The organism is Microbacterium sp. LWH13-1.2 (assembly GCF_038397735.1).
GTDB lineage: Bacteria > Actinomycetota > Actinomycetes > Actinomycetales > Microbacteriaceae > Microbacterium.
Map to the genome: position 1 here is coordinate 2,991,371 of NZ_CP151635.1, position 12,784 is coordinate 3,004,154.

The 12,784-nt window shown below is 69.0% G+C and carries 16 protein-coding genes; 4 read left to right on the plus strand and 12 right to left on the minus strand.

Annotated features, from left to right (window positions below; genetic code table 11):
• Window positions 1–106: 106 nt before the first annotated feature.
• The 10 genes from hemB to hemE all read right to left on the minus strand — a co-directional run bounded on the left by hemB (window position 107) and on the right by hemE (window position 7,982).
• Window positions 107–1,084: a porphobilinogen synthase gene (gene hemB, locus MRBLWH13_RS14380; protein ID WP_341955630.1), complete on the minus strand. Its 978-nt coding sequence runs from the start codon at window positions 1,082–1,084 to the stop codon at window positions 107–109.
• Window positions 1,081–1,872, minus strand: a complete 792-nt coding sequence (locus MRBLWH13_RS14385) for a uroporphyrinogen-III synthase (RefSeq protein ID WP_259161611.1) — start codon at window positions 1,870–1,872, stop codon at window positions 1,081–1,083. The genes hemB and MRBLWH13_RS14385 overlap by 4 nt, the downstream gene beginning before the upstream one ends.
• Window positions 1,869–2,885 (minus strand): hydroxymethylbilane synthase, encoded by a 1,017-nt coding sequence (gene hemC, locus MRBLWH13_RS14390; protein ID WP_341955631.1) that lies wholly within the window; start codon window positions 2,883–2,885, stop codon window positions 1,869–1,871. The genes MRBLWH13_RS14385 and hemC overlap by 4 nt, the downstream gene beginning before the upstream one ends.
• 7 nt (window positions 2,886–2,892) lie before the next feature.
• Window positions 2,893–3,570 (minus strand): hydrogen peroxide-dependent heme synthase, encoded by a 678-nt coding sequence (hemQ, locus tag MRBLWH13_RS14395; RefSeq protein WP_341955632.1) that lies wholly within the window; start codon window positions 3,568–3,570, stop codon window positions 2,893–2,895.
• A gap of 93 nt (window positions 3,571–3,663) precedes the next feature.
• Window positions 3,664–3,945 carry a hypothetical protein gene (locus tag MRBLWH13_RS14400; protein ID WP_082477971.1) on the minus strand — a complete coding sequence of 94 codons (282 nt, stop codon included), beginning with the start codon at window positions 3,943–3,945 and terminating at the stop codon, window positions 3,664–3,666.
• The gene (locus MRBLWH13_RS14405) at window positions 3,932–4,339 is read right to left on the minus strand and encodes a phage holin family protein (RefSeq protein ID WP_056313761.1); all 408 of its coding nucleotides are present in this window, start codon (window positions 4,337–4,339) and stop codon (window positions 3,932–3,934) included. The genes MRBLWH13_RS14400 and MRBLWH13_RS14405 overlap by 14 nt, the downstream gene beginning before the upstream one ends.
• A 1-nt stretch (window position 4,340) precedes the next feature.
• Complete coding sequence (locus tag MRBLWH13_RS14410; protein ID WP_341955633.1) at window positions 4,341–4,763, minus strand: hypothetical protein; 423 nt, start codon at window positions 4,761–4,763, stop codon at window positions 4,341–4,343.
• Between the two features lie 198 nt (window positions 4,764–4,961).
• Window positions 4,962–6,488, minus strand: coding sequence for an FAD-dependent oxidoreductase (locus MRBLWH13_RS14415; protein WP_341955634.1), 1,527 nt, complete (start codon window positions 6,486–6,488; stop codon window positions 4,962–4,964).
• 82 nt (window positions 6,489–6,570) lie between these two features.
• Complete coding sequence (locus MRBLWH13_RS14420) at window positions 6,571–6,909, minus strand: metalloregulator ArsR/SmtB family transcription factor (protein WP_341955635.1); 339 nt, start codon at window positions 6,907–6,909, stop codon at window positions 6,571–6,573.
• Window positions 6,910–6,959: 50 nt separating this feature from the next.
• Window positions 6,960–7,982 (minus strand): uroporphyrinogen decarboxylase, encoded by a 1,023-nt coding sequence (gene hemE / locus MRBLWH13_RS14425; protein WP_341955636.1) that lies wholly within the window; start codon window positions 7,980–7,982, stop codon window positions 6,960–6,962.
• 61 nt (window positions 7,983–8,043) lie between these two features.
• Here hemE and MRBLWH13_RS14430 point away from each other — a divergent pair, with 61 nt between their 5' ends.
• The 4 genes from MRBLWH13_RS14430 to MRBLWH13_RS14445 all read left to right on the plus strand — a co-directional run bounded on the left by MRBLWH13_RS14430 (window position 8,044) and on the right by MRBLWH13_RS14445 (window position 11,000).
• Window positions 8,044–9,348, plus strand: coding sequence for a glutamyl-tRNA reductase (locus tag MRBLWH13_RS14430; RefSeq protein WP_341955637.1), 1,305 nt, complete (start codon window positions 8,044–8,046; stop codon window positions 9,346–9,348).
• 144 nt (window positions 9,349–9,492) lie between these two features.
• Entirely contained in the window at window positions 9,493–9,969 is a 477-nt protein-coding gene (locus MRBLWH13_RS14435; protein ID WP_341955638.1) for a DUF4407 domain-containing protein, read from the plus strand.
• A gap of 36 nt (window positions 9,970–10,005) precedes the next feature.
• Complete coding sequence (locus tag MRBLWH13_RS14440; protein WP_341955639.1) at window positions 10,006–10,578, plus strand: HhH-GPD-type base excision DNA repair protein; 573 nt, start codon at window positions 10,006–10,008, stop codon at window positions 10,576–10,578.
• Window positions 10,575–11,000, plus strand: coding sequence for a DUF1801 domain-containing protein (locus tag MRBLWH13_RS14445; RefSeq protein ID WP_341955640.1), 426 nt, complete (start codon window positions 10,575–10,577; stop codon window positions 10,998–11,000). Before MRBLWH13_RS14440 ends, MRBLWH13_RS14445 begins: the two co-directional genes overlap by 4 nt.
• A gap of 31 nt (window positions 11,001–11,031) precedes the next feature.
• On the opposite strand, the gene MRBLWH13_RS14450 is transcribed toward MRBLWH13_RS14445, so the two are convergent.
• Entirely contained in the window at window positions 11,032–11,514 is a 483-nt protein-coding gene (locus tag MRBLWH13_RS14450) for a hypothetical protein (protein WP_341955641.1), read from the minus strand.
• Window positions 11,515–11,598: 84 nt separating this feature from the next.
• Complete coding sequence (locus MRBLWH13_RS14455) at window positions 11,599–12,759, minus strand: epoxide hydrolase family protein (protein WP_341955642.1); 1,161 nt, start codon at window positions 12,757–12,759, stop codon at window positions 11,599–11,601.
• Window positions 12,760–12,784: the final 25 nt, after the last annotated feature.

Here is a 12,784-nt window from a genome sequence, read left to right on the forward strand (position 1 = left end):
GCACACTCCTCAGCGATGGGCGGACCTCTCCCGCCATCCCTTCCAGGCTAGCCCGCACACCTGTGCGCGAGTCCCAGCGGACGATCGGCACGGGGGCAGAACTCGCTCAGCCGCGCAGCCAGCGGGCGGCTTCGGTGGCCCAGTACGTGAGGACGACGTCGGCACCTGCCCGACGGATCGACAGGAGGGACTCGAGGATCGACGCGCGACGATCGATCCAGCCGTTCGCCGCAGCCGCCTCGATCATGGCGTACTCACCAGACACCTGGTATGCCCACACCGGAATATGCACGGTGTCTCGAACCTCGCGCAGCACGTCGAGGAAGGCCATTGCCGGCTTCACCATGACGATGTCCGCGCCCTCCTCCTCATCGACGACGGCCTCGCGCACACCCTCGCGGCGGTTGCCGGGGTCGAGCTGGTAAGTGCGGCGATCGCCTGTGAGCTGAGAGTCGACGGCCTCGCGGAACGGGCCGTAGAACGCGCTCGCGTACTTCGCCGCGTAGGCGAGCAGAAGCACGTCGGTGTAGCCGTCCGAGTCGAGCGCCTCGCGGATGACGGCGACCTGGCCGTCCATCATCCCCGACAGGCCGAGCAGCTGGGAGCCGGCGCGGGCCTGCGCGAGTGCCATCGATGCGTAGCGCTCGAGCGTGGCGTCGTTGTCGACCGAGCCGTCTTCCGCGAGAACGCCGCAGTGCCCGTGGTCGGTGAACTCGTCGAGGCACAGGTCGGTCTGCACCACGAGCGCGTCGCCGACCTCGGCAGCGAGCGCCTCGGTCGCGACATTCAGGATGCCCTTCGGGTCATCCGCACCCGAGCCCTGCGCATCGCGCACGGCGGGCACGCCGAACAGCATCACACCCCCGACGCCTGCCTCGGCGGCCTCCGTCGCGGCCTTCCGCAGCGAGTCGAGCGAGTGCTGCGCGACCCCGGGCATCGAGCCGATCGGCGCGGCCTCGGTGATGCCTTCGCGCACGAACAGCGGCAGCACCAGTTGACGCGGCTCGAGAGAGGTCTCGCGCACCAGACCACGGACGGCCGGGGACTGACGCAGTCGGCGCAGTCGGACGTCGGGGAAGCTCACGGTGCCAGCTCGTCTGCCGCGTGCGGGAGGGTGAAGGTCGACACCGCATCGATCAGCGCATCCACGGTCTGCTTGTCGGCGACGACCGTGATCGGCAGGCCGGCCTTTCCGGCGTCCTTCGCCGTCCGAGGACCGATCGCCGCCAGAAGCGTCTCATCGGGGATCTCGGGGAACTGCTCGCGCACCTGCGCCGCGACAGAACCGCTCGTGATCAGGATGGCGTTGATGCGGCCGTTTTCGACATCACGCTTGATGCGATCCGTGACAGGCACGCCGACCGTGCGATATGCCACCACGCTGTCGACGTCGTGGCCCGCCTCCTGCAGCAGCACACTGAGCACGGGCTTCGCGATCTCGCTGCGCAGGGCCAGGATGCGGCGTGGCTGCGTCTCGAGAGCGATCAGCTGCTCGGCCATGCCTTCGGCCGAGTTGTCCTGCTCGGGAACCAGCGCGACCTCGTACCCGACGGCCTGCAGAGCGGCAGCCGTGGTCTCGCCGACGGCGGCGATCTTCGTGCCGCGCGGCACGACGGCCCTGTGGGCGAACATCACGTCGACGGTGGTCGCGCTCGTCACCGTCAGCCAGTCGTACGACCCGCCGGCGAGCTGTGCGAGCGCCACGTCGAGCGCCGCCTGGTCGGTGGTCGGTGCGAAGTTGATCAGCGGCGCGACGACGGGCACCGCGCCCTGCGCGCGCAGGCTCGCTGCCACACCGTCGCCCCACGGGCCTCCGCGGGGTACGAGGATGCGCCAGCCGTCCAGCGGTCGGTCCTGCTTCGAATTGGTCATGATGAGGAATGCTCTCGGGAGACGAGGTCGGCCGCCCCTTGCTCGAGCAGCCGATGGGCGACAGACAACCCGATCTCGCGTGCTGCGTGCATCGGGTCTGCACCACCGGCAGCATCCGCTCCGTTGCCGCTGCCGTTCCGACGAATATACTCCCCGTTCAGGGCTTCGGTGACGTCGAGGCCGATACGCCGGGTCCCGTCGGCCGCGTAGACCACCGTCCTGACGCGGATCTCATCGCCGTCGACGACCGCGTGTGCGGCCATCGGAGCCTGGCATCCCGCGTCGAGTCCTTCGAGCACAGCGCGCTCCACGGTGACGGCGAGGCGGGTGGCCTCGTCATCGAGTTCGGCGAGCGCCGAGAGCAGCTCCTCCGGAGCATCCGTCGTCGTCTCGACCGCGAGCGATCCCTGCCCCGGCGCGGTCGGCCACTCGGCGAGACCGAGCTCCTCGCGCCGAAGCGGCGAGTCGGAGCCGAGACGCGACAATCCGGCGGCAGCCAGGATGACGGCATCCAGCTCCCCCGATGCGACCCGCTGCAGTCGGGAGTCCACGTTGCCGCGGATGTCGACGACCTCGGCGTGCGGAGCCCTGCGTCGCACCTGCGCGATGCGCCGGGGCGACCCGGTGCCGACCTTGCTGCCGGAACGCAGCTCATGCAGCGGCGTGCCCCCACGAGTGATCGCGACATCGCGAGCGTCCTCGCGCACGGGGGTGGCAGCGATCACGAGGCCCTCCGGGATCACGGTGGGCAGGTCCTTCAGGGAGTGCACGAGGAAGTCGCACTCTCCCGCGAGCAGCGCCTCACGCAGACGCGTGGCGAAGATGCCCTGACCGCCGATCTCCGACAGCGAGGCACGGTTCGTGTCGCCCTCGCTCGTGATCGGAACCAGCTCGACGGTGCGACCCGAGATCCGCTCGAGGGCGGCGGCGACGTGACCGGACTGCGCCTGCGCGAGCGCGCTGCGGCGGGTGCCCAGTCGGATCGGTGTGGTCCGAGTGCTCTGAATGCTCATCGTCGGCCTACTGCAGCACGTCCGCGATCTCGTCGAACCGGAGGCGACGCCCCGTGTAGAAGGGGACCTCCTCCTTCACGTACAGACGCGCATCGGTGTAGCGCAGGTCGCGCATGAGGTCGACGAGCTCGGTGACGTCATCGGCCTCGAGCGGCAGGATCCACTCGTAGTCGCCGAGAGCGAATGCGGCCACGGTGTTCGCGATGACGCCCGTGAATGCGGCGCCCTTGCGACCGTGATCGGCGAGCATCTTCCGACGCTCCTCCTCGGGCGCGAGATACCACTCGGGCGTGCGCACGAACGGGTACAGGCACAGCCAGTCCTTGGGCTCGACACCCCGCAGGAACCCGGGCACGTGAGCGCGGTTGAACTCCGCGTCGCGGTGCACGCCCATGACGTTCCACACCGGCAGCAGCGTGCGCAGCAGCTCGGTGCGACGCAGGCGCCGGAGGGCCTTCTGGAGGTCTTCTGCGGTGTCGCCGTGCAGCCAGACGAGCAGGTCGGCGTCGGCCTTCAGGCCCGAGACATCGTAGAAGCCGCGAACCGTGACGCCGGAGTCCTCGACGTACGAGACGATCGTCTCGAGTTCGGTCGAATCGGATTCGGTGACCGGAACGTCGGGGTTTCGTCGCCAGACGGCCCACAGGGTGAAGCCGGACGGGTTCTCTTCGCGCTCATCGGACATACGACCAGTCTGCCCCCTTTGCAGAGCGCTCGCGAACGCGAGCCAGGATGCCGGAGTTCCGCCGAGCGATCAGCGCGAGAGCACCGGAAGCGATCAGCGAGAGAGCGCCCGAGCGATGACCCAGACGGCCCCACCGACGACCGCGGCGACGCCGACGGCCGCAGCGATCGCGGCCGCGGGGTTGCGGTCGGCGAACACACGCGCCTTCGCCGCGGCACGCTTGGATGCCTTGTCGATCCGCCGCGGGAAGTTGCCCTTGACCTCGATCGCCGCGAGAGCGGCCTTCAACTCGGCGCGAGCCGACTGCACAGGATCGACGATCCCCGCGGGGACGGCGGTCTTCGGCAGCGACCTCGTGATGTCAGAGTTCGTCATCGCCGGCCTCCTTCACGAGTCGGATGTCCTCGCCCACCGCCTGCGCGGGGTTCTTCCGGGCGAGCACCTTGCGGAACTTCAGGATGCCGAGCAGCGCGAACAGCAGCACGGCGAGGATCAGGATGCCGAGGACGGCGAGCGCCGACAGCCACACCGGCCACCAGGACGAGAGTCCCGCGATCGCGAACACCAGGATCACCGGCACGGCCCAGAACAGGAAGAACAGGGCGACCAGGAACCAGACGGACCCGATGCCCGCATCCTTCGCGGTCTTCGAGACCCACGCCTTGGCCGCATTGATCTCGGCCTTGACCAGGCTGCTGATGAGTTCGGGGAGGTCGCCGATCAGGGACAGCAGGCTGTCCTCGGCACGGTCGCGGTATCCGCGGGGCATGTCAGCTACCGGACTTCGCAGCGGTCGAGCTCGACGATGCCGGCTTCTTGACAGGGGGCTTCTTCGCAGCCGGCTTCTTCGCGGCGTCCTTGGCCTCGTCGACGGCGTCCTCGGTCGCATCGACGATGTCCTCCGCGGCCTTCTTGCCTGCGGCGACAGCCGAGTCGATACGCTGACCGGCGGTCTTGTCGCCGCCGCCTGCCGACTTGACGACCTTCTGCACGCCGGTCCAGATCGCACCGGGCACCGCCGCGGCCTTGTCGCCGACGTAGCCCTTGACCCGATCGACCTGCTCCTGCACAGGGTCGAGGTTCCAGACCTTGAGCCACTGCGTCTTGATCTGCTCGTAGCGCTCGCGGCCTGCGCGCGTTCCGAGCACGTATCCCACGCCGAGTCCTACGACGAGTCCGATCTTCCCCTTCATGGGGTCTCCTCACGTTGTTCCGGTGTGAACGCCTGGGGCGAACCGGCGGTTCGGCGCCGCCTGCCAGGTGTCCAGCGTAGCCCCGTATGCCGATTTGGGCATCTATCGGGCAGAGGGTTGACAGCCGAGCGTCTTTCGGGTTGGCCCGGCAGGGCGGGCAGGCGCGACCCGGCGATCACGACACGTCCGGTTCCCGGATCAGTCCCAGAGCAGTGCTCGACGAAGGCGATCCGCTTCCTCTCGCGCATCCGGGATGACCTGCGCGAGACCGGTGCCGGCGAGCCACGCCCCCACCGCTGCGACCCCGGAGACCGCCTGGATGGCGCTTCGCGCCGCCTCGCGTCGCGCGGCCGAGCCGATGATCGATGCGGGCTGCGACTGCACGTAGCGCGCACGATGCGCGTCGACGAGGACGCTTTCGGGCAGCGGGACGCCGAGCAGAGCGGATGCTTCACGCAAGGCGAGTCGCGCAGCAGCGGCGTCGTCGAGGCCCGCTGTCGCAGCAGGCTCGCCCTGCGCCCCGAAGGAGACGCGCAGGAGGTGCCGGCCGCCGGCTGCGTCGCGCACCCAGCCCCACTTCGCACTCGAGTGGGTCAGCGCCTTGGCCGTGTGACTTCCGGGGACAGTGAGCACACCGGTGCCACGAGGGGCGCCGTCCAACGCCGACGCAGCCAGCAACAGGGTCACGATCTCGATCTCGGGGGCGTCGGCCGCCGTGGTCTCGGCGAGTGCGGGCACCGCCTTGTCGAGCAGCCGGCGCGCGACATCCTCAGAGGTGGCGATCACGACCCCGTCGGCGGTGAGATCGAGATCTTCCGCCTCGCCGGCATCGGACTCATCGCTCGCGTCGACAGTCGTCTTCGCCTCGGCCCGCACCGACCAGGCATCCCCCGCCTGGGTGATGTCCGTCACGCGAGCGGCCGTGCGGACCACCCCGCCGAGTTTCTCGATGTCTGCGACGAGCGCCTCGACCAGCACCATCATGCCGCCGTCGATCCCCTCGACCGCGGCGCCGGGAGCCTGGGCGGCGCGCGCTGCGCTCTGCTCGCGCAGTGCCTGGACGGCTCCCGACAGCGAGCCGACGCTCGTCAGCGCGGCGTTGAGACCCGGAGCAGCGATGTCGACGTCGACGTCGTCGGGCGAGGCGGAGTACACACCGGTCGTCACGGGTGCCACGAGACGATCGCGGACCTTGGCGCCCATGCGCGACGACACCAGCTTGCCGAGGCTGTGGTTGTGGCCGATCGTCAGCGGCGGGCGCACCCGATCGAGGTACGCACGCCACGCTCCCGACCATCCGATGACGCGGCGGACGTCCTCCTGGAACGGGTTGCCGGGGATGCCGAGGATGCCGCCGACCGGCAACGGTGCGGCCCCGACACCGGGGATGCCGGCGAGCCAGGCGCCTCCTGCCGCGGGCGCGACGATGCGATCGGTGAGCCCGAGCTCCTCGAGGAGCGCGCGCACCCGGCCGCCCCTGGTCGCGTAGCTCTCGGCGCCTGCGTCGACCACGATCCCGTCGAGCTCGGCACGACGGATCGCTCCGCCCACGGCATCCGAGCCCTCCAGCAGCGTCACGCGCATGCCGACCTTCACGCACTCGCGGGCTGCGATCAGCCCGCCGGCGCCTCCGCCGACCACGACGATGTGTCGCTTCGCCGCGCGGGCGACCAGATCTGCGGGCTCGGCACGGGTCGACTCACGGTTCGCGGGCTTCGGGGTCATGGGTCAATCCTTTCACCCGCAGCCTGGACGGCATCCGGTCACAGACCGGAGAAACAGGCACGCGCGCTGGCGGGTCGCGCGCTCAGGCTTCAGCGGGAGTCTGTGCTCCACGGCCGGAGCCGCGTTTGCGCACCTCGCGGAGCACCATCTGCTCGGGGCACACGGTCGAGAGGAAGTCGCCGACCGAGAGCGCCAGGCGCTCGCCCACGAGCGAGTACAGGATGCGGTTGGCATCGCGGCGCTCGCTGACGAGACCGGCCTGACGGAGCACGCTGAGGTGCCTCGAGATGGTCGGCCCGCTCGACGAGAATCGTGAGGCGATCTCGCCCGCCGCGAGCTCTCCCTCTTTGAGGTCCTGGAGGATCTGACGCCGGGTCGGGTGGGCCAACGCGGCGAAGATGTCTGACGCGCTATCTGCCATGTTTGCAATATAGCACCCGAGCTAGATAGGCCCGCAGTATCCCGGACCGATCAGATCGAGTGCACCAGTTCGACGATGCGCGTGAGCTGGTCGGGGTCGGTCTCGGGCGGCACGCCGTGTCCGAGGTTGACGATGTGGCCACGGGCAGCGCGACCGCGCTCGACCACATCGCGCACATGGGCCTCGAGAACGGGCCAGGGAGCCGACAGGAGCGCCGGGTCGATGTTGCCCTGCACCGAGACGTCGGGTCCGAGGATCGCCGCGGCCTCGTCCAGCGGCAGCCGCCAGTCGACGCCCACTCCGTCTGCGATGCCGCCGAGTCGCATGTCGGCGAGGAACGGCCCGGTGCCCACACCGAAGTGGATGCTCGGCACGCCGATGCCCTCGAGAGCCACGTGGGAGTGCGGGGCGACGAAGGCGCGGTAGTCGGCGGTGCTCAGCGAGCCCGCCCACGAGTCGAACAGCTGCACGACGGATGCTCCGGCGTCGCGCTGGATCTCGAGGAAGCGCCGCGAGACCTGGGCCAGCCAGCCGGCGAGACGGTTCCACGACTCGGGATCCGAGTGCATCATGGCCCGAGCACGCAGGTGCTCCTTCGACGGGCCGCCCTCGACCAGGTAGGCGGCGAGAGTGAACGGCGCACCCGCGAAGCCGATCAGCGGGGTGTCGCCGAGCTCTGCCGTGACGATTCTCACGGCCTCGGCGATCGCGGTGCCGTCGAGCGAGAGCGGATCGATGGCCGTGATGCGATCGACGTCCGCCGCCGAGCGCACGGGGTTCGCGAAGACGGGCCCGCGGCCGGCCTCGATCTCGACGTCCACACCGGCGAGCCGCAGGGGGATGACGATGTCGCTGAAGAACACCGCGGCGTCGACACCGTGGCGACGCACCGGCTGCAGGGTGATCTCGGCGGCGAGGTCGGGCGTGAGGCAGGCGTCGAGCATGCGCGTTCCGACCCTCAGCTCGCGGTACTCGGGCAGCGACCTGCCCGCCTGCCGCATGAACCAGACGGGGGCATGCTCGGGACGGGGGCCGGTGAGGGCGCGCAGCAGCGGAGCGTCGGAGAGGGCCATGGATCCATCCTCCCATCCGGTCCTGGGCCGACCTGCATGAAGCCTCAGGTAGAATCGATGCGTGCTGCTGGTTGTCACGGCGAGTCACAAGACCGCCTCCTTCGAATTGCTCGAACGCCTGAGCCGCACCCCCGACGACGTCGCCTCCACTGTTGTGGACATGGCGTCCTGCGTGCAGGGTGCGGTCGTTCTTGCTACCTGCAACCGCTTCGAGGCCTACGTCGAGATGGACGAGCCGGTCACCGCCGCGGGTGCGATCGGCGTCGAGGCGGTGCTCGAAGCCGTCGAAGCCTCGACCGGCATCAGCACGGCAGAACTCGACGGCGCCTACGAGGTGCACTCCGGTCGCCGGGTCGCGGAGCATCTCTTCTCCGTCGCTTCAGGGCTCGAGTCCGTCGTCTCCGGCGAGGGCGAGATCGCAGGGCAGGTACGCCGCGCGCTGAAGTCCGCCCGCAAGGAGGGCACCACCTCCCCCGAACTCGAGCGACTGTTCCAGCGCGCGAGCCAGGCGCAGCGCAAGGTCAAGAACGTCACGGCTCTCGGTCGTGCGGGCCGGTCGCTCGTGCGACTCGCGCTCGAACTCGCCGACAGCCGAATCGCCGACTGGTCGACCGAGCGCGTGCTGCTCGTCGGCACCGGCGCCTACGCCGCGGTCACGCTCGCGACGCTCCGCGAACGCGGGGCCGTCAACATCTCGGTCTACTCGCCCTCCGGCCGCGCCGAGAAGTTCGCCGCGAAGCACGGCATCCGCCCGGTCGCGGCCGAGGACTACGCTCGCGTCGCTTCGCGATCGAGCCTGCTGATCACCTGCACGGCCGCCGCCGAACCCGTGCTGACGCCCCAGCATCTGCAGGCACCGACCGGCATCGCCCCCGAGGGATGCCCCGTCGCGTCGCACAGCCAGATGGTCGTCGACCTGGGCATGCCCCGCAATGTCGATCCTGCCGTCGCGACCCTCGAAGGCGTCGCGCTGCTCGACCTCGAGACCATCAGCCTGCACGCCCCGCTCGAAGAGCTGCAGGCGACCGATGCCGCTCGCACCGTCGTGCGCGAAGCCGCCGACACCTTCCACGTCGTCGGCAGCCGACAGAGCGTGACTCCGTCGGTCGTCGCCCTGCGGTCGCACATGTTCGCGCTGTTGGAAGCCGAGATCGGCCGCGCCCGTGCGCGCGGCGATGAAGACGGCAAGGTCGAGCAGGCGCTTCGCCACCTCACCGGCGTTCTGCTGCACACGCCGACCACTCGTGCGCACGAGCTCGCGGCCACCGGCCAGGCGGATGAATTCGCCGCCGCACTCTCGACGCTGTACGGCATCCAGCCGGTCGAGCCCGCGCAGGCGTCCGACGACGCCGCCGCGACCGCCTGAGTCGCCACCCTCACTGCACAGGATCCTTCGTCAGGATCCTGTTCCCCGTGCTCGGGATTCGCACGACGACCGGGCCACGCGCATCGCTCCTGCTTCATATCGTCGAACCATGACAAAGCCCATCCCCGGACGCAGACTGGGAGGATGCTCGTGGATCCCGATGTGATCAGCATCATCGTCGCCCTCTTCGCCTTCAGCGCGACCGTGCTCGGCGGGGTCTCTCGCATGATCGCCCGTCAGTCCCGAGGGCTGGAGGTGCGTTTCGACAGGATCGACGAGCGGTTCACGTCGGTCGAAACCGACATCGCCGACCTGAAGACGGAACTCAAGGCGGACATCGCCGAGGTCAGAGTCGAGATGGCCGATCTCAGAACCGAACTCAAGGGCGACGTCGCCGAACTCAGAACCGAACTCAAGGGCGACATCGCCGATCTCAGAACCGAACTCAAGGGCGACATCGCCGAACTCAGAACCGAACTCAAGGGCGACATCGCCGAGCTGCGGGCCGAGCTGAAGCAGGAGATCCATGAGGTCAAGACCGAGCTCAAAGCCGATATCGCCGACCTCCGGGTCTCGATCGCGCGCTTGGAGGGCCCTCTCCCGAAGCTGCAGCGCATCTGACTCCGGTCCGTGAGCGCGGGATGCCAGACTGGAGACATGGCCCTTCACATCACCGGAGACACCGCCGCCGATGCCCTGCTCACCGACAACCCGCTCGCCCTTCTGGTCGGGATGCTGTTGGATCAGCAGGTTCCGATGGAGACCGCGTTCGCGGGTCCGCTCAAGATCGAGCAGCGCACCGGAGCCACGGATGCGTCCACCATCGCCGGTATGGACCCCGACGAGTTCCTCGAGGCATTCAAGGCCACCCCCGCGGTCCACCGTTTCCCCGGCTCGATGGCCGCTCGGGTGCAGACCCTGTGCCAGGATCTCGTCGACCAGTGGGGCGGAGACGCGTCGGCGATCTGGACGGATGGCGATCCCTCTGGTGCAGAGGTACTGAAGCGTCTGAAGGCTCTGCCGGGGTTCGGTGAGCAGAAGGCCAAGATCTTCCTCGCGCTGCTCGGCAAGCAGTACGGCTTCACGGGTGCCGGCTGGCGCGAGGCCGCCGGCGACTACGGCGTCGAGGGCTCGTATCGCAGCGTCGCGGACATCGTGTCGCCCGAGTCACTGACCAAAGTGCGCGAGCACAAGAAGGCCATGAAGGCCGCGGCGAAGGCGAAAGCGTGAAGCCCACCGGCGACGACGTCGCAGGCCTCATCGCCCGTTCCAGCCCCGCGATCCGTCGTCGGGATGCCGAGACACTGACGGCGCTGATGCAGGACATCACCGGTCGCGCGCCGCAGACCTGGGGCACGATCATCGGCTTCGGCAGCTGCCATTACAGGTACCCGACGGGGACCGAGGGCGACAGCGGGCTGCTCGGCTTCGCGCCCCGCAAGGCAGCGACCACGATCTATCTGTTCGACGGCGTCGACGCCCACGCAGACGCCCTCGCGAACCTCGGCCCGCACACCACCGGCGTCGGCTGCCTCTACATCAAAGACCTCGAGCAGATCGATCTCGGCGTGCTCCGTGGCATCCTCGAGCGCTCGCTCGCGTGGGTCGAGGCCGGCGGCACAGATCAGGTGCAGCTCACCGTCACCGGCTGATCAGGTCCCGCTGATCCGTCCGCGGGGCCCGTCAGCGGAGCACCTCGACCAGCGCCACCCACGAGACCACGATCGCGGACACGATCGCGAGCAGGCAACCGGCAGCCGCGAGGTAGAGCCCTGCCGGATGGCCGAGGCCGACGAAGACACCCGCGACGAAATACGCCGTGATCGGTAGGAATCCCACCAGATACTTCAGCGGTCTGGCGCGATCCGCCGGATCCGGGTCGCGCGCGATGAGCACGGTCGCGTGGATCTGGGATGCCGACGCGAGCAGAGCTGCGATGAACGTCAGACTGCCGAGCCAGACCCCGTCGATGCCGGGCACGAGACCCAGCGCCGATACCGCGAGCGCGAGCAGAAGCGCCGCAATGCCCGCGAGCAGCCGCGCGGTGAGGGTGCGCGACTTCACGATCTCCCCGATGTTGACGCTCGCGGCGACGATGACGAGACCGGCGAGAGCAGCCGTCGCGCCCGCCATCGCCACGTTGAACTCGCTCCAGTCGTCGATCATGGGGTCAGCATAGAAGAACTCCATCCGTGGAAGACCCCCTCGTGCGAGCGAGGGGGTCTTCGGTCAGTTACGGAGGCGGACGGCTCAGCGCGCCCCGGCGAAGAACTCGCGGATGTCGCCGGCCAGCACCGCCGGGCGCTCGAGGGCAGCGAAGTGGCCGCCCTCGTCGAAGCGGTTCCAGTGGACGATGTTCGAGTTGTCGCGCTCCGCGAAGACTCGGATCGTCTGGAAGTCGTCCTTGAAGACCGCGACACCGGTGCGTGCGGCGTTGATGTGCGGCTCCGCCCCCTCCCCCGCGTCGGCTCGCGCGTTCTCGAGGTAGCTGCGGCTCATGCCTGAGGCCGCGTTCGCGAACCAGGCGACGCTCACCTCGAGCAGGATCTGATCCAACCGCACGAGCGACGTACCGTTGCCGAACGAGTTGAAGAGCTCGCTGTAGGCGAGCAATCCGATCGGAGAGTCGCTGATCCCCACCGAGACGGTCTGCGGGCGGGACGAGTTCATCGCGTTGTACCCGCCGACCGACTGGAACCACTGCATGTGCTCGAGCCCGGCATAGTCCTGCGGCTCGAGCTTCTCGAATTCGGCAGGGTCTCCGGAAGGGAACGAGAAGAGCTGCAGCACATGCAGTCCGAGGAAGCCGTCGGGGTTCAGCAGGCCGAGCTCACGCGCGACCATCGCGCCATTGTCGGAGCCATGGATCCCATAGCTGTCGTAGCCGAGCCCGCGCATCAGACGGTCGTACGCCGCAGCGACCCGCGCCGTCGTCCAGCCCGCCGAGGACAGCGGCTGCGAGAACCCGTAGCCGGGAGCATCCGGGATCACGACGTCGAAGGCGTCCTCCGCCCGACCTCCGTGCGCGACGGGATCGACCAGCTCGTCGATCAGGTCGAGGTAGTCGACCGCCGAGCCCGGGTAGGTGTGAGCGAGCAGCAGCGGCGTCGCTCCCTCATGCGCGGAGCGGACGTGGATGAAGTGCAGGTTCTGTCCGTCGATCTCGGTCGTGAAGTGCGGGACGGCGTTGATGCGGGCCTCGGCGGCGGTCCAGTCGAACTCGCGCCAGGCGTCGAGCGCCTCGCTGAGGTAGGTGTTGGGTGCTCCCGCATCCCAGTCGTCCGTCGGCGAAGGCTGCGGAAGACGGGTCCGGGCGAGGCGATCATGCAGATCGGCGACCTCGGCGGCGGACACCGAGACGGTGAAAGGCATGGCGGAGAAGGGGCTGGGGGTGGTGTTCGTGTTGTCCATATCTCGAGAGTAGAAACCAACTAGG